Below are 14,805 nucleotides of genomic sequence, written 5' to 3'. Positions count from 1 at the left end.
TCTTTCACCGCGAATTGAAGCAGATCACCGGGACCGAAGACTGTCAATGCCGTCTGGGGCGATCTCAACGCAATCACATCGGCACTGCCATGCTGGTCTGGATTCGATTGAACCAGCAGGCCAAAGAGGCGAAGAAAACGATATACGCGCTAAAATTCGGTCTTCTTGATGACTACATGCACCAGCAGCTCAAAAACCCATCTCTGAGTTTCGCGTAAGCCCTAAACTGTTCAACCGGAATCCGTATGAGTCCGGCAGTCTTCCCTGATTCAAGCCGCCGTCTTTGGGTCACAGTTTCAGTGAATGCCTGCCACCACCGTATCCAGCCTGTCTACCCGCGCCAGCTCGGTCGCGATGGCCTCTTCCAGACAGCGCCGCACCACCGGGTACGGTTCGCTCAGGCTGGCCCCGGAGGCCGAGACGTGGCCGCCGCCGCCCAGTGCCACCGCCACGTTCTGCGCGCTGACACCGCCGCGTGAGCGCAGCGACAACTTGACCCGCTCGCCGAAATCCTTGATCATCACGGCCAGTTCCGCGCCCTCGGAATTGCGCAGCATGCCCACGTAGTTCTCCACATCTTCCCAGCTCGCCCCGGCCCGCGCCAGCATGGCGTCGTCCACGCGGGCCATCACGACCCGTCCGCCGCGCAGGAATTCCATGGTGTCTAGAACCTCGCGCAGCAGCAGATAGTAGGCGCGCGGCTGCTGGCCCATCTGGTCGTTGATCCAGCCCAGCCGCGCGCCATGTTCCAGCAGGCGCGCGGCGCACTCGAAGGTCCCAGGAGTCACGCTGTCGAACCTGAAACTGCCGGTGTCGGTGATCAGGCCCAGCATCAGCGGCGTGGCGATCTCCTCGGTCCAGGTGACGCCCAGTTCCTCCAGCACGTCGGCCACCAGCATGACGGCTGCCGGTTTGCCCGGATCGACCAGACCCGCCGTGGCCCGCCGCTGGTTGGTGCCGTGGTGGTCAATGTTCACCACCTTGCCCACAAACTGCCGCAGGTCCGCGCCCGCCACCCGGTCCGGATCGTTGTTGTCGACATCCAGCACCACCGCCATTGCGCCTTGCGGCCACTCGGTCAGGGGGGCGCTGGTCTCTTCCGGCTGCGGCAAAAAGCGCAGGTACAGCGGCACGTCCATCGGCGCGATCACGGTCTTGCCCAGGTCACGCAGCGCCCGCGTCAGGCCCAGCAGGCTGCCCAGGGCGTCGCCGTCCGGGTTCTCGTGCGAGAGGACGACCAATGGCCCGTGATGGGCGCGCAGCAGGGCCGCGACTTGGCTGACCTCCTGCTGATATTGATGGCTGTCCCTCTTCAAAATGTTCACGCCAGAACTATAACGACTTCAAATTAGAGAGGTGCCGGGCGCATATACCCTGTATAGCTTCCAGAGCAAGGCCGCCAACTGAATCGTTCCAGCCGTGATGGATGGATTTTATGGTCAGCCCTTCCGCTGCATAAAGCCAGAGCTAAATGTATATTTTTTAACAAAATCGCAGATGCCAAGTGCTGCTGGCTGCCGCTCTCATCTGAGAGCCAGTTTCGGGCAGCCAGCCGGTCTGAACAGCGGCATGTTGCGGGCCGAGCGAAGAGACCACAATCGGAGGCATGACTGACCTTGTCCCGGCTGCCCGCCACGTCGCCTTCGATTGGGGAGGCGTGTTTACCGTCGGCACCTTCGACGGGCGCAGCACCCAGAACGTGGCCGAGCGCAGCGGTATGCCCGTGGAGCATGTCCGCGACAGCTATTTTCGTCATGTCCGGCAACTGGAGGTGGGCGCGTGGACGCTGCCCCATTTCTGGAGCGTGATGCAGCAGGAGACCGGCGTCCACCTGACCTACGCCGAGTTCGAGGCGCTGTATCTGGGCAGCATTGCCGATCACGCGCCGATGTACGCCACGCTGGCCGCGCTGCCCGCCGGGGTGCGCGTGGGCCTGCTGAGCAACAATTACCCGCTGGTCAGCGATCACCTCCGCGCCGATCCGCGTTTTTCCCGCTTTGACGCACTGGTCTTCAGCAACGAGTTGGGGCACAAGAAGCCCGCGCCCGAATCTTTTGCGGCCCTGGAAACGGCGATGGAGCGCCCTGCCACCCAGACCGCCTTCGTGGACGACGTGCAGGAGAACATCGACGCTGCCAAAGCCGCCGGATTTCACGGCATCCTGTACCACCACGAGGCGCATCAGGAGTTTGAGCAGGAGCTGGCGGCGTGGCTGGGGTTGAAAGGGCCGAAAAGCTGACGCTCAGCCTTCTCCTCGCCGCCTCTCCTGTGGAGCTTCGTAAGTCTACATGGAGAGGTTCTTTTGCTCTGCCTTGACGGAGAGTGAGCGGCCTACATGCTTTGACCGTGCATTGAGTCAGGTGGTTTACTTGCCTGAGTGGTTTACCTTCCGCCGTCACAGGTAAACCGCCTCTTTCGCTGGCTTTCCTCCCGCACACTGTTCCCACAGCACCACCGGGAAACACATTCTTCCCACCCAATCACCTCCCCCAGACGGGGCGGGGACCACCTCCCATACCCTTCAGGAGAACCGACATGACCCAGCCTCAACAACCACACAGCCCGCGCATGCCCGCCGAGATTCTGGAGAAGACCTGGCAGACCGAGGACCGCTGGAAGGGGATCAAGCGCAATTACGGGGTCGAGGAAGTCGTGAAGCTGCGCGGCAGCCTGCCCATCGAGTACACGCTGGCGCGGCACGGCGCGAACAAGCTGTGGCGCATGATGAAGGACGAACCCTTTGTGAACGCGCTGGGCGCGCTGACTGGCAACCAGGCCATGCAGCAGGTCAAGGCGGGTCTCAAGGCCATCTACCTGAGTGGCTGGCAGGTGGCCGGGGACGCCAACGCCGCCGGGCAGATGTACCCCGATCAGAGCCTGTACCCGGCCAGCAGCGTGCCGGACGTGGTCAAGCGCATCAACAACACCCTGCGCCGTGCCGATCAGATTCAGACCAGCGAGGGCAGAGGCGACATCGACTACTTCGCGCCCATCGTGGCCGACGCCGAGGCTGGTTTTGGTGGCCCGCTGAACGCCTTCGAGTTGATGAAGGCCATGATCGAGGCCGGGGCGGCGGGCGTGCATTTCGAGGACCAACTGGCCTCCGAGAAGAAGTGCGGCCATCTGGGCGGCAAGGTGCTGGTGCCGACCTCGCAGTTCATCCGCACGCTGAACGCCGCGCGCCTGGCTGCCGACGTGAGCGGCGTGCCCACAGTGCTGATCGCCCGCACCGACGCCGACGCCGCCAACCTGCTGACCAGCGACATCGACGACAACGACAGGCCGTTCTGCACCGGCGAGCGTACCCCCGAGGGCTTTTACTTTGTCAGGCCGGGCATCGAGCAGGCCATCTCCCGCGCGTTGGCCTACGCCCCCTACGCCGACGTGCTCTGGTGCGAGACCAGCGTGCCGAACCTGGAAGACGCCCGCAAGTTCGCCGAAGCCGTCCACGCGCAGTTTCCCGGTAAGCTGCTGGCCTACAACTGCTCGCCGTCGTTCAACTGGAAGAAGAACCTGGACGACGAGACGATTGCCAAGTTTCAGGTGGAGCTGGGCCAGATGGGCTACAAATTCCAGTTCATCACGCTGGCGGGCTTTCACAGCCTGAACCACGCCATGTTCGAGCTGGCGCACGGCTACGCCCGCAACCAGATGGTCAGCTTCGTGGAATTGCAGGAAAAGGAATTCGCGGCCCAGGAGCGCGGCTTCACGGCGGTCAAGCATCAGCGCGAGGTCGGCACAGGCTACTTCGATGCTGTTTCCAACGCTGCCGCCGGGGGCCAGAGCAGCACCAACGCCCTGGCCGGAAGCACCGAGGCGCAGCAGTTTGAGCACAGGGAGCTGGCGGGGGCGCACGACTGATCTCGAAAGTGTGCAAGAGGGGAGGCCGAAGTGGAGGCTACCCCTCTTTTCCTGTGCTGGGGAAAATGCGCTGGGGAAAGGGAGCGGCGCATCTTGTGCAGGTGGTGGCCAGTCCGGTGGCCCCCTCCCCAGCCTTCTCCCAGGAGAAGGAAGAGATCAGAGATCAGGACTTGGCGCTCGGTTTGACCGTTCCAGCGCGCACCCGGCGCAGCCCCACGGTCAGGACGGCGGCGGCCAGTGGCACCAGCCCGCGTACACCTCCGCCTCCCAATCCCAGCGCCAGCGAGATCACGGCGGCCTGACGGGCACGCTGGACTTCCCTGGCCCGGACGGTGCGGGGAGCGCGGTCACATGGGCTGGCGACGGGTTCCGGGGCGGTGAAGGTGGGCGTCAGGGCCACCGCTCCCAGTCCCAGCAAGGCGGCGGGCACGGTGGTCAGTCCCTCTGCGCGGTCCCGCCACAGCCGGGGCATCAGCACGCCGGGCGCGGGCTGCCACGAGTGGGATTCAGGCGTGAGGAGTGGGGCCGCCGCACTCAGCAGGGCCGCCGAGCGGTTGCCAGTAGCCGCCGCCAGCGCGGATTGAATCAGGAGGCCCATTTGATCGGCAGGGGTGGCCGCCTGCCCGGTGGTTCCGGCGATCATTCGCAGGCCGCTCAGGGCGGCGAAGGCGGCCAGCGGGTTGCCCGGCCCACCCAGCAGCGCGGCAGCGGCGGCGACGGGCAGCGCCGCATTGGCCGTCTGCGGCGAATCCGGGTCCAGCTCCCGCGCGATGGCCCAGGCGCTGAAGGCCGCGCCGCCCACGCCCAGCGCCGCCCACCAGTTGCCACGCGCAGCGCGCCCCAGCAGCAGCGCCGCCAACGCTCCCGCCGCTGCGATCCGGTTGGACGGAACCGAGAAATCTAGGGGCCGGGCCAGCGCGGGCTGCGGCGCAGGAGCCTTGTTCGGGGTTTGCCGGGTCATGCCGTAGCGTAGCCCGCCCACCCGCCTGAAGCCTGGTTCTGAAGGTTGGCTCAAGTGATACGGATTCCGTTTGTTTCGTGCATGAATCGGGCATGAATCTGGACAGCGCCGATTGATCCACTCCACGTCCGGAACCCGTTGTTCTCCTGCTCGCAGCCTTGTCCAGAGCAGCGCCCATGAGGACGCCTGGACGTCCCCTCGGATGTCCAGGTGTTGCCAACACCTTCCAATCGGAGTCCGTATGAGAGAGTGGGAACCTGCCGTTCTTGACGGTCTGCCCGGTGATCCCCGCTGCAAGCAGGTCTGGGACTCGGTCATCAGGGCAGAAGGGTCAAGACCTCCCGATTACGTGGTGTAATCCGCGTTGATGCTCACGTATTCGGCGCTCAAATCACAGCCCCACGCCTCGCCGGACGCGCCGCCCACGCCCAGGTCCAGTTCAAAGATGACCTCTTCGGCCTTCATGCTCTCGCTGACCGCCGCATCGTCGTAGGGCAGCGGCTTTCCGGCAAAGACAGGATTGCCCTGCACGGCCACGGTCATGCCCTCGATGTTCACGGACGCGCCGCTGCGGCCCACCGCCATGATCACGCGGCCCCAGTTGGGGTCAAAGCCGTGCACAGCACTTTTCAGCAGCGGGCTGACGCAGCAGGTGCGGGCGGCGGTCAGCGCCTCGGCCTCGGTCAGCGCGCCGCTCACGCGGACGGTCAGCAGCCGCGTGGCCCCCTCGCCGTCGCGGGCGATCTGGCGGGCCAGGTCACGCATCACGCCCTCCAGTGCGGGCAGCAAGTCGTGCAGCGCCACCTCTCCGGCCTGCCCGTTCGCCAGCACGATTGCCATGTCATTGGTGCTGGTGTCGCCGTCCACCGTCACGGCGTTAAAGGTACGGGCCACCAGGGCGGGAAAGGCTGCGCGCAGGCCCACGGCGTCCAGCGCGGCGTCGGTGAAGACAAAGGCGAACATGGTGGCCATGTCCGGGTGAATCATGCCGCTGCCCTTGGCGACGCCCACGATGCGCGCCCCGCCGGGCAACTGTGCCGAGGCCGTTTTGGGCCGCAGGTCGGTGGTCATGATCGCACCTGCGAAGGCGGCGGCGTCGGTTCCCAGGTCCTCAGGCAGGTGTTCCACGCCGCTCAGCACGCGGTCCATCGGCAGCGGGTGGCCGATGATGCCGGTGCTGGCGGTCAGCACGCCGTCCATGTCCACGTTCAGCACGCTGCCCAGGGCGTCGGCCAGGTCCGCGTTGTCGCGCGCTCCCCGCTTTCCGGTGGCGGCGTTGGCGTTTCCGGCGTTGACCAGCAAGGCGCGCACCGGGCCGCCCGCCGCGTACAGCTCGCGGTTGCGGGTCACGCAGGCGGCGGCGGTGGTGCTGCGCGTGCCCGCAAAGGCCCACACGCACTCTGTTTCGGAGGTCACGGCGCTCAGATCGGTCCTGCCGCTGGGCTTGATCCCGGCGGCCAGCGCGGCGGTCTGGAAACCTCTGGGGAGGGGCAGGGGGGAGGTGGGCGTGGCGTTGTCGCTCATGCGCTGGAGTCTAGTGCTGTGCGGGGCGGGGGAAAGAGCGCGTGATAGGCAGCCAGCCCGCCCTGAGTGGGCCAGTCACCCCGGCAGATCAAGCCCCGGCCAAGGTGACCCGTAAGCCTCTGCACCTTCCGGCCCACGCGCGCAGAGCAGCATGAGCGCATGCGTCTGCCCCATCTCCTGCTGCTTTCTGCCCTGCTGGTGGCCTGCGCTCCGGCCCAGCAAAGGGTCCGTTCCGCTGCGCCTGCCGCCGTGACCACGCCCAGCGACGCCATTCTGGCGCAGGTTCTCGCCGCGCGCGTGGTGCGCCCCAGCGTCGTGGTTCCCGGCACGCCACCCGAACTGAACGCCAGCATCACCGTGCGCTATGGCCCCGCGAAGCCGAAGACCATCCTGCTGCTGATGCCCGGCTTTCTTGGCGGAGCGGGCAGTTTTGACCGACTGGCGCGGCAGATCGTGGCGCTGCAACCCCAGACGGCGGTCTGGAGCGTGGACCGCCGCAGCAATCTGCTGGAACCCCAGGCCCAGATCGCGGCGGCCAGCCCGGCGGAGCTGGCGCAGATTGTGCAAGGCGGCCTGCCTCCCCGCTCCAGGGAAAGCGTGGCGTACATGCGCGACTGGGGTCTGGACGTGACCCTGCGCGACTGGCGGACGGCGGTCAGGGAGGCCCGCACCCTGACGCCCAGCGTGTTTATCGGCGGCCACTCGATGGGCGGCAGCCTGACCGGGCTGTACGCGGCCTACGATTTCGATGGGCCTCCGGGCGACACCGGGCGCGGCGCGGACGATGTGCGCGGCATGGTCATGCTCGACGGTGCGCCGGGCCTGCTGAGCAACCAACCGCTGACCGTCCAGAATTACAACGACGGCACCGAGGGCGTGCTGGGGCCGCTGACCGGCCTCAAAAAACTGCCCGAAGACCCTTACGTGGACAGGATCTACTTCGACCCTAGACTGGCCAGCCGCGCCGCCGCCCAGGCCCGACTGGCCGCCGCGCAGCCGAACGCCCTGGCCCCGTCGGGTGGGCTGGTGAACTACCCGGCCACCAACCTGGCGGCGGCGATGGTGCAGCTCGAACAGCGCTACGCCCTGCTGCCCTTTCTGTCCCTGAAAACCGGGCGGGCCACCAACGCGGTAGAGGGCAACAACCTGATCGCCGCCGTGCTGGGCGGCAAGGACAGCTACTGGGTGGCTGGACAGCAGGATTCCGCCCAGCCTGTCGGCTGGCAGACCGATCCGGCAGCCCCCACCGATGCCCGGGATTTTGTCAGCCGCTTCTGGACCCCCCTGAGCGATTTCAGCGAGTGGTACTTTCCCAACCGCCTGTCGCTGGACCTGGCCGCCGTGCGCCAGGGAACCAGGGGGACGCCCTTTGAAAAGGACCTGCGGGTGTGGCATAGGGTGCAGTTGCCCGCGCTGGGAATCGTGGCCGAGGACGGCGTGTCGAATGCCGACGAGTACCGCAAGTACGCCGCGCTGACGGGCGCGCGCATGACCGTCCACACCCTGAAAGGGGCCGCGCATCTGGACATCACCGCCGCCCGGAGTGACCAGGCGGCCCGCTGGATTCTGGAGTGGATGGGCGGGGTGGAGGCGAAAAAGTAGGGGTTACTCGGCCTCTGACTTTTCCAGATACTTGTTTTCCAGATACCGGCCATGGGCCTTCAGAACCCGGCCTCGCTGGGCGTTACGGTCCTGGATGACGGCGGCCATGCGCCCCTCAATCAATCCCAGTTGGCGCTGGAGTTCGGCCTCGTTGGCGGGGGTGGACGGCACGGTGCGGTAGGTCTCTAGCAACTCTGGAATATCCTCGCGGGCCGCCTGCCGCACGTCGAAGGCGTCGCGGCCCAGCATGATGTCGTCTGCCGAGACGCGCAGGGCGTCGCGGGTGGCGATCACGGCGGCGTGAAAGGCCACGCGGCTGGCCGGGGGCAGCGCCCGCTCGTGCGTGCGCAGCGTGCCCAGCAGGGTGGTTTCATCGGCCTGGAGGGTGGCGGGCAGGGCCGCCCGTGAGGTCTCTGGGTTCAACTCCTCATCCGGCGCGTTCATCAGGCGAACTGCGCGCACCGCCGTGCGGACCAGCCCCAGCAGTCCCAGCAGCAGCGTGACGCCCAGCAGCCAGCCTGCCGGATCGAAGCCCAGCGCGAACAGCACGCCAAAGATCAGCAGCAGCGGCAGAAACACCACTGCCCCTAGCACGCCTTGCAGGGCCAGCTTGCCCAGGCCCGCGCCGCGCTGCGCCAGCCGGCTGGCCTGGCGGCGCAGGCCCCCAGCACCCTCCGGCCTCAGCCAGGGATCATGGCCCAGTTCGCGCACATCTCCCAGACCACTTCGGCCCCCTCCCCGGTGCGCGGGCCGGATCAGGGCGCGCACCACGCGCGAGCCGGTGCGGGCCACAGTCAGAATGGTGGTGACGGAAGGGACCATATCAGCTTCAGAATACGGCCTGGGGCTGAGGAAAGTTCCCGCATTGCCGGACGCCGCCTTCAGCGTTCACTCAGACCGCAATTCGGCTACCCGGTCCGCCAGGGCCTGCCACGGTGCAAGCTGGAAGTGGTTGTGTCCCAGCGGACTGGTGCTGGGCAGGACCCAGACCTCCGCGCCCTCCAACAGCTCGGTTTGGAGGCCATACGGCAGCTTGCCCGTCGGCCTTCGCAGCAGCTCGGACGCGCCGCGCTTGCTGGTAAAGGCGACGATCTGCGGGTGATATGTCCTGATCTTTTCCCGTAGCTCATCCGGTTTCCACGCCTCGCCGGGCAGGGCCGAGTCCACGCCGCTGTGCCGTTTGGCCACGTCCGTCAGGCCGATGCCGTGGTCCACAACCTGCGGGTACTCCTGCGGCGCGAGTTGCCGGGGCGTGAGGCCCACCACATGCAGCGTGCGCCAGAACTTGTTGACCGGATTGGCGTAATACGCCCGCTGCGCCGCGCTAATGCGGCTGGGCGCGGTGCCGACGAGAACCAGGGTCAGGCCAGGCCGGAGAACATCTGGAACGAGGTAGCCCTCAGCGTCGGGCGTCTGACCTTCCACGATCAATCATCGTCGTAGCGCTGTTCCTTGAAGGGATCGCCGCGCATGTGGTAGCCGTTGACTTCCCAGAATCCGGGCTTGTCGGCGGCCATGAATTCCAGCCCGGTCAGCCACTTGGCACTTTTCCAGAAGTACAGGTGCGGCACCACCAGCCGCAGCGGCCCGCCGTGTTCAGCCTCCAGCGGCTGACCGTTAAAGGTGTGCGCCAGCAGATTTTCCGGGCGCGTGAAATCCTCCAGCGAGAGGTTGGTGGTGTAGCCCCCGACGCTGTGCTGCATGACGTGTGTGGCCGCTGGGTCCAGCTTAACGTGTTCCATCAGATCGGTGACGCGCACGCCGGTCCATTCGGTGTCCAGCTTGCTCCAGTGGGTCACGCAGTGGATGTCGTAGGTCAGCGTGGTTTGCGGCAGCGCCAGCAAGTCGGCCCAGGTCAGGGTCTTCTCGCCCGCCAGTCCAGTGATGCGGATGACCACCTCGGAGGCGTCGTAGTGCTGCGCGGGGCCGTAGGTCAGGACCGGGAAGCGCGCCGTCAGGCTCTGGCCGGGGGGAACGCGCTCGCCCATGTCGTCTGCCGGTTTCTTGAAGAATTTTCCAAGCATGACCGCATTTAACCGTGTTTGGCGCGATTCTGAAATGGTCCGCGATACGTTTGACCTCTTTACCTTTGTGGGAGAGGAGCGTTGCGAAGCGGCGGGGATGAAGGGGCCACCGGGCGAACCTCAATTTCATTCCCCTCTCCCTAAAAAAGCTATGGAGGAAGCACCTTCGCCTCCTCCACAGCCTGCCTTGCTCTGCGCTCAGTTGGGTTGGGATTTGCCCTCGGCCATCTCTCGCTTGTTGGCGCGGATGCTGGACCACACCGAGGCCACGATGAAGGCCACCCCGATCAAGCCCGTGACCACTTCGGGAATATGCACGTTGCGGTTGGTGCTGGCAAGCATGATGATCGCCAGCGCCAGAATGCCGTAGTGCGCGCCGTGTTCCAGGAAGCGGTACTGTCCCAGCGTGCCCTGATGGACCAGGAACAGCGTCAGCGAGCGCACGAAGACCGCGCCAATCGCCAGACCTGCCGAGATGATCACGATTTCCTTGGTCACGGCGAAGGCCCCGATCACGCCGTCCAGCGAGAACGAGGCGTCCAGCACCTCCAGGTACATGAAGGCCGTGAAGCCCGCCGCCCCTGCCTTGGCCGCCATGTCGTTGGGATCGAACAGGTTGCCGATGGCGTTCATCGCCAGGTAGACCAGCAGACCCACCAGACCCGCCGTCACCGCCGCGAGTTGCTCGGCGGGGGCCACGAAGAAGTGCGTGATCGACAGCAGCACCACGCCCGCGATCAGGGCCTGAACGGTGTCCAGCTTGCCCAGTCCGGCCAGGCGGCGCTCGAAGCCCGCCAGCCAGTGCTCGTCCTTCTCGGGGTCCATCAGGTAATTCAGGGCCACCATCAGCAAGAAGGTGCCGCCGAACGCGCTAATAACAACCTCAGCCTGCTCCAGATATTCGCCGTAGCGGACCGAGTCGTTCAGGGCTAGGCTGGCAACCTCACCGAAGCCCAGACCCGCCGTGATGGCGACAATGGCGATGGGAAAGACCAGCCGCATGCCCACCACGGCGATCAGAATGCCCCAGATCAGAAAGCGGCGCTGCCACTTCTCGGTCATGTTCTTGAGGACCGAGGCGTTGACCACCGCGTTGTCGAAGCTCAGAGACACTTCCATGATGCCCAGCACCACGGCGATGACCAGGAAATTCAGGGCCACGCTGATGCCGCCGACGCTGAAGCCGTACCACGTTGCCAGAATCAGGGCGATGATGCTCACGCCGAAGGCAAAACCAAATTCTCTTTGAATCACTCCTGCTCTCCTTGCTGGCTGCCCGCTCTGCGGTGGACAAACCAAACCGCCTCATTATGACCCGGCATCGAGACGACACCCAGTCTGAAGTTGCCGGGTGCCTGTCTGGCTGGGTGAATTAGACGTTCACGCCGTAATTGCGCGCCAACGGCCCCAGGCCGCCGATATACCCCTGACCCACCGCGCGGAATTTCCACTCGCCGCTGTGACGGTAAATCTCGCCGAAGATCACGGCGGTCTCGGTGCTGAAGTCCTCGCCCAGATCGAAACGGGTCAGTTCCTGATTGTTGTCCTCGTTGACCACGCGGATAAACGCGCCGCCCACCTGCCCGAAGTTCTGCCGCCGGGCCTCGGCCTCGTCGATGGTCACGCTGACGGCAATCCTGTCGATCTCGGCAGGCACCTGCGTCAGGTTGATCTTGATGGCCTCGTCGTCGCCGTCGCCCTCACCGGTGCGGTTGTCGCCGGTGTGCTCCACGCTACCGTCCTGGCTGCGGAGCTGGTTGTAAAAGATGAAATCCTGATCGCCGCGCACCTTGCCGCCGCTGCCCAGCAAAAAGGCGCAGGCGTCCAGGTCAAACGCCTGGCCGTCGGTGGGGCGCGGGTCCCAGCCCAGGCCCACGACGATGCGTTGCAGGTTGGCGTCCTGCTTGCTCAGGGAAATGTTGCCGCCTTTTTGAAGTGAAAGTGCCATGTTAACCGTCCTTTTCGATGCTCTCGCGTTTGGAGGGCTTCGGGGGTGAATACGGGAGCTGGGGTGTAAAAGTTGCGCGGGGTGAAGGGGAGTTCCCACGGTTCAACCCCTCCGGCCCTACGGGCCACCTCCCCTTAGAAGGGAGGCAAGGAGATTGCTGCGCTGGCCGATCTTTTGCGTTCCTCGGCTCGCTTTAAGGGGAGCTGGCGGCACAGCCGATTGAGGGATTCACCTTCAGTTTACAGATACGCCTTCATATCTGGCAGATTGTCCTGATACGTCCGCCCGCGCGAGGTTGCGCCGATGGCGGTCATGGTCCAGTCATTGCCCTGCCGCTTGAGACTCGCCAGGATCATGGCGCTGTGCTGGCCGCCTGCCGACAGGTCATAGCGAGCAATCTCGGCCTCGCCCTGGGTGTTGACCAGGCGGCAGTAGGCGTTCTCGATCTGGCCGAAGTCCTGGCCGCTGAAGTTGTTGACGCTGAAGATCAGGGTGGTCACGTTGGCGGGCAGGCGCGACAGGTCCACGGTGATGGTCTCGTCGTCGCCGTCGCCCGCGCCGGTGCGGTTGTCGCCGCTGTGCTTGATCGAGCCGTCCTTGCTCTGAAGCTGGCGGAACCACACCACGTCCACCAGATTGCCGCCCGCGTCAAACATCAGCGCGTTGGCGTCCAGGTCTACCTCGGCCTGCCCGCCGCCGAAGCCGAAAAAGCCCTTTTTCTTGATGGCGTCCCAGCCCAGGCCCATGCGAACGGTGCTGAGGCTGGGTCCGGCCTCCTTGACGAGGCTGATCTGCTGTCCTTTTTTAAGTGAAATAGGCATGCTGTTCTCCTGGAGTGTGAGTGGGGGAATATTAGTTAAAGATTGTCAAACTGTCTAAAGGTCTAACTGCCTAACGGCTGAAAATGCGGGCGTTCGTCTTTTGCTCTTGCGGTCAGATGGTTTGACCGTTGGACGGTTAGACCATCTTCACTTGCTGCCCGCCGACCAGCGGAAGCCGAAGCCGAAATGCTGATCGGCCTCCTGATGGTCCTTGAAATAGCGTTCTTCCTTGGTGATCTTGACCTCGCCGCCCACGTTCTCGATGCTGGCAATGGCGCAGAACGTCCGGCGCATGTCTGGGTTGCTCAGTTGCACCATGATCTCGTTGCCGCGTGGGTCCTTCATGGTCAGGCGGCCATTGACCTTGGTAAAATCAGAGGTCCCCTGATAGATAAAGGCGAAGATCACGACGGTGTGGATCAGGTCCGGGCGGGAAATGACCAGATTCTCGCCGTCGCTGGACGCGCCGCTGCGGTCATCCTTGTCCAGCAGGATGAACGGCTCGAAACGGTCACTGCCAAAGCTGTTGCCCAGCGCCTGGATCACGCCCTTCTGGCCGTCCTGCATGACAAACATGCAGCCCAGGTCCAGATCGGCCCCGGCGCGCAGAAAGCCGCCGCCCTTGTCCCAGTTCAGGTTGACCCGGATGGGGTCTTTCTGGCCATCCTTGCGCAGCGAAATCTTGGCGCTCTGCCCCTGTTTGTCCAGCGTGATCTTGCCCAGATTGATGGTGGGTGCGGGCGGCGTGGGCGCGGCGGCAGGCGTGGGCGGGGCAGAGGCCGGGCGCGGCGCGGCGGCAGGGGTGGGGGCAGGAGCCGGAGGCGCGGGAGGACGGGCCGCGGGCGTATCGGCCACCGTGCCGCCGAAGTGCCCCACCAGCGCGTCCAGGCCGCCATTGAAGCCCTGTCCCACCGCGCCCAGGCGCCACACGTCCTTGAAATACAGGTCCAGCAGCATGATCGCCTTCTGCTGCTGAAAATCGCGCCCGGTCACGCGGTAGTTCATCAGCGGGCTGCCGGAACTGCTCAGCGTCACCTCGGCGTGGTCAATGGCGTTAAATGCCCCGCTGTCCACCGTGGCCGCCACACTCAGGCGACGGACGCTGGTGGGCAGTCGTGCCAGGTCGATCTGGAAGACCTTCTCGTTGCGCGCCCCGCTTTTCATCTCGATTGCGCCTTCGGGGCTGCGCGGCTGGTTAAAAAACACCATGTAACGGTCATCGCTCAGCTTGCCCGCCGCGTCCAGCCCGAACAAAATCAGGTCGTATTCAGAGGCGGGGCCGGTCACCTGCACGGTCAGCGTCAGGTTGGTTTGCGGCGTCAGGGTGCTCAGTTGCGTTTTCTGGCCGGTCTGGAAGGTCTGCATGGTCTCCTTGAGGTGTTTGGGTAAGACTGGAGTTGGGGCGGAGTATTGAGAAGAGGGGGAGGCTGGAAACCGCGTTCCCAACCTCCCCGACATCTGCGCCGTGAACTGCTTTAAGCCGTGCTCAGACGTTGACGCCGAAGTTGCGGGCCAGCGGGGCCAGGCCGCCCGCGAAGCCCTGACCCACGGCGCGGAACTTCCACTCGCCCGCATTGCGGTAGATCTCGCCGAAGATCACGGCGGTCTCGGTGCTGTAGTCCTCGCTCAGGTCGTAGCGGGCGATTTCTGCGCCGCCGTCCTTGTTCAGCACGCGGATAAATGCGCCGCCCACCTGGCCGAAGCTCTGGCCGCGCGTCTCGGCCTCGTCGATGGTCACGCTGACGGCGATCTTGTCGATGTCGGCAGGGACCTTGTTCAGGTCGATGTCGATGGTCTCGTCGTCGCCCTCGCCCTCACCGGTGCGGTTGTCGCCGTTGTGCACCACGCTGCCGTCCGAGGAAGTCTTGTTGTTGTAAAAGATAAAATCGGCGTCGGCGCGGACCTTGCCGTCGGCCTTGAGAGTAAAAGCACTCGCGTCCAGGTCAAACTCCTTGCCGTCGGTGGCGCGGGGGTCCCAGCCCAGACCGACGGTGATGGCGCTCAGGCCGGGGGCCTCTTTGCTCAGGGAAACGTTGCCGCCTTTTTTCAGTGATACTGCCATGT

General features: G+C 65.0%; 14 protein-coding genes and 1 pseudogene. 4 read left to right on the top strand and 11 right to left on the bottom strand.

All coding sequences use genetic code 11. The features are described from left to right. Positions 1-218 (top strand): annotated as a pseudogene (locus Q322_RS24160) (IS701-like element ISPlag1 family transposase); the annotation flags it as partial. A 78-nt stretch (positions 219-296) separates the two neighbouring features. Here the strand turns inward: Q322_RS24160 and Q322_RS0113360 are convergent. After that, entirely contained in the window at positions 297-1,325 is a 1,029-nt protein-coding gene (locus Q322_RS0113360) for a DHH family phosphoesterase (RefSeq protein WP_051668556.1), read from the bottom strand. A 281-nt stretch (positions 1,326-1,606) separates the two neighbouring features. Here Q322_RS0113360 and Q322_RS0113355 point away from each other — a divergent pair, with 281 nt between their 5' ends. Together Q322_RS0113355 and aceA are read left to right on the top strand one after the other, a co-directional pair. Then, complete coding sequence (locus tag Q322_RS0113355) at positions 1,607-2,239, top strand: HAD family hydrolase (RefSeq protein ID WP_029478411.1); 633 nt, start codon at positions 1,607-1,609, stop codon at positions 2,237-2,239. Between the two features lie 296 nt (positions 2,240-2,535). Beyond that, positions 2,536-3,861: an isocitrate lyase gene (gene aceA, locus Q322_RS0113350; RefSeq protein WP_029478410.1), complete on the top strand. Its 1,326-nt coding sequence runs from the start codon at positions 2,536-2,538 to the stop codon at positions 3,859-3,861. A gap of 163 nt (positions 3,862-4,024) precedes the next feature. On the opposite strand, the gene Q322_RS0113345 is transcribed toward aceA, so the two are convergent. Both Q322_RS0113345 and argJ read right to left on the bottom strand, forming a co-directional pair. Next, the gene (locus Q322_RS0113345; protein ID WP_029478409.1) at positions 4,025-4,822 is read right to left on the bottom strand and encodes a hypothetical protein; all 798 of its coding nucleotides are present in this window, start codon (positions 4,820-4,822) and stop codon (positions 4,025-4,027) included. 345 nt (positions 4,823-5,167) lie between these two features. Continuing rightward, complete coding sequence (gene argJ / locus Q322_RS0113340) at positions 5,168-6,346, bottom strand: bifunctional glutamate N-acetyltransferase/amino-acid acetyltransferase ArgJ (protein WP_029478408.1); 1,179 nt, start codon at positions 6,344-6,346, stop codon at positions 5,168-5,170. A 159-nt stretch (positions 6,347-6,505) separates the two neighbouring features. Here argJ and Q322_RS0113335 point away from each other — a divergent pair, with 159 nt between their 5' ends. Beyond that, positions 6,506-7,948 (top strand): alpha/beta fold hydrolase, encoded by a 1,443-nt coding sequence (locus Q322_RS0113335; protein WP_029478407.1) that lies wholly within the window; start codon positions 6,506-6,508, stop codon positions 7,946-7,948. Positions 7,949-7,951: 3 nt separating this feature from the next. Here Q322_RS0113335 and Q322_RS0113330 read toward each other — a convergent pair whose 3' ends face one another. The 8 genes from Q322_RS0113330 to Q322_RS0113295 form a co-directional block, all read right to left on the bottom strand. Continuing rightward, positions 7,952-8,770: a hypothetical protein gene (locus Q322_RS0113330; RefSeq protein ID WP_029478406.1), complete on the bottom strand. Its 819-nt coding sequence runs from the start codon at positions 8,768-8,770 to the stop codon at positions 7,952-7,954. Positions 8,771-8,836: 66 nt separating this feature from the next. Continuing rightward, complete coding sequence (locus tag Q322_RS0113325) at positions 8,837-9,373, bottom strand: mismatch-specific DNA-glycosylase (RefSeq protein WP_415831169.1); 537 nt, start codon at positions 9,371-9,373, stop codon at positions 8,837-8,839. A gap of 2 nt (positions 9,374-9,375) precedes the next feature. Continuing rightward, positions 9,376-9,972 carry a sulfite oxidase-like oxidoreductase gene (locus Q322_RS0113320; RefSeq protein WP_029478404.1) on the bottom strand — a complete coding sequence of 199 codons (597 nt, stop codon included), beginning with the start codon at positions 9,970-9,972 and terminating at the stop codon, positions 9,376-9,378. Between the two features lie 198 nt (positions 9,973-10,170). Beyond that, a complete protein-coding gene (locus Q322_RS0113315) occupies positions 10,171-11,226 on the bottom strand; it encodes a DUF475 domain-containing protein (RefSeq protein WP_029478403.1) in 1,056 nt (351 codons plus the stop codon). A gap of 118 nt (positions 11,227-11,344) precedes the next feature. Further along, positions 11,345-11,920 carry a TerD family protein gene (locus tag Q322_RS0113310; RefSeq protein WP_029478402.1) on the bottom strand — a complete coding sequence of 192 codons (576 nt, stop codon included), beginning with the start codon at positions 11,918-11,920 and terminating at the stop codon, positions 11,345-11,347. A gap of 239 nt (positions 11,921-12,159) precedes the next feature. Further along, positions 12,160-12,741, bottom strand: coding sequence for a TerD family protein (locus Q322_RS0113305; RefSeq protein ID WP_029478401.1), 582 nt, complete (start codon positions 12,739-12,741; stop codon positions 12,160-12,162). A gap of 147 nt (positions 12,742-12,888) precedes the next feature. Then, on the bottom strand, positions 12,889-14,106 hold the full coding sequence (locus Q322_RS0113300) for a TerD family protein (RefSeq protein WP_029478400.1): 1,218 nt from the start codon (positions 14,104-14,106) through the stop codon (positions 12,889-12,891). Between the two features lie 121 nt (positions 14,107-14,227). Then, positions 14,228-14,803, bottom strand: coding sequence for a TerD family protein (locus Q322_RS0113295; RefSeq protein WP_029478399.1), 576 nt, complete (start codon positions 14,801-14,803; stop codon positions 14,228-14,230). Positions 14,804-14,805 lie beyond the last annotated feature (2 nt).

This window comes from Deinococcus frigens DSM 12807 (genome assembly GCF_000701425.1).
GTDB classification, from domain to species: domain Bacteria; phylum Deinococcota; class Deinococci; order Deinococcales; family Deinococcaceae; genus Deinococcus; species Deinococcus frigens.
The sequence above is the reverse complement of the archived record's forward strand: the minus strand, read 5'-3'. Positions and strand labels throughout refer to the sequence as shown.

What these genes read in the sequence shown, in the direction of transcription:
- Q322_RS0113355 (WP_029478411.1), top strand. Translation starts at nt 1,607, where the DNA reads ATGACTGACCTTGTCCCGGCTGCCCGCCACGTCGCCTTCGATTGGGGA.
- aceA (WP_029478410.1), top strand. Translation starts at nt 2,536, where the DNA reads ATGACCCAGCCTCAACAACCACACAGCCCGCGCATGCCCGCCGAGATT.
- Q322_RS0113345 (WP_029478409.1), bottom strand. Translation starts at nt 4,822, where the DNA reads ATGACCCGGCAAACCCCGAACAAGGCTCCTGCGCCGCAGCCCGCGCTG.
- argJ (WP_029478408.1), bottom strand. Translation starts at nt 6,346, where the DNA reads ATGAGCGACAACGCCACGCCCACCTCCCCCCTGCCCCTCCCCAGAGGT.
- Q322_RS0113335 (WP_029478407.1), top strand. Translation starts at nt 6,506, where the DNA reads ATGCGTCTGCCCCATCTCCTGCTGCTTTCTGCCCTGCTGGTGGCCTGC.
- Q322_RS0113330 (WP_029478406.1), bottom strand. Translation starts at nt 8,770, where the DNA reads ATGGTCCCTTCCGTCACCACCATTCTGACTGTGGCCCGCACCGGCTCG.
- Q322_RS0113320 (WP_029478404.1), bottom strand. Translation starts at nt 9,972, where the DNA reads ATGCTTGGAAAATTCTTCAAGAAACCGGCAGACGACATGGGCGAGCGC.
- Q322_RS0113310 (WP_029478402.1), bottom strand. Translation starts at nt 11,920, where the DNA reads ATGGCACTTTCACTTCAAAAAGGCGGCAACATTTCCCTGAGCAAGCAG.
- Q322_RS0113305 (WP_029478401.1), bottom strand. Translation starts at nt 12,741, where the DNA reads ATGCCTATTTCACTTAAAAAAGGACAGCAGATCAGCCTCGTCAAGGAG.
- Q322_RS0113300 (WP_029478400.1), bottom strand. Translation starts at nt 14,106, where the DNA reads ATGCAGACCTTCCAGACCGGCCAGAAAACGCAACTGAGCACCCTGACG.
- Q322_RS0113295 (WP_029478399.1), bottom strand. Translation starts at nt 14,803, where the DNA reads ATGGCAGTATCACTGAAAAAAGGCGGCAACGTTTCCCTGAGCAAAGAG.